Annotated in this window: 1 protein-coding gene; it reads left to right on the top strand. The window is 66.8% G+C overall.

All coding sequences use genetic code 11. From position 1 onward, the window contains the following. Positions 1 to 404, top strand: a 404-nt coding sequence (locus tag CDV44_RS27370) for an NUDIX domain-containing protein (protein ID WP_170936137.1), incomplete at both ends; no start/stop codon positions are given.

The following is a 404-nucleotide window of genomic DNA, read 5'->3' on the forward strand; positions in this document are numbered from 1 at the left end:
AGCCGCGTTGTGGCGAGTGCCCGTTCGACAACGATTGCGTCGCGCACGCGACGGGACGCGAGCGGATACTGCCGACTTCCAAGCCCAAGAAAGTGCAGCCTGAACGCTATGTCGATGTGCTGGTGATCGGCTCGGGCGAGCGAGTGTTGTTCGAGCGGCGTCCGGATAGTGGCATCTGGGGCGGGCTGTGGAGCTTGCCGGAATTGACGCCGCCGACCGGCGAGCGCGCGCCGGACGATGCGTCGCTGCGTGAGCGTTTGACGGCGCATGCCGCCGTGCTCGGGGCAACACAGGGCGCGGTGCAGTCGCTCGTGCCGCTGCATGGCCTCACGCACGTCTTTACGCACTTCCGTCTGCACTTGCGGCCATGGCTGGTTACGCTGTCCGGGCCTTCGACCCCAACG

This window comes from Pandoraea sp. PE-S2R-1 (assembly GCF_002179865.1).
GTDB lineage: Bacteria > Pseudomonadota > Gammaproteobacteria > Burkholderiales > Burkholderiaceae > Pandoraea.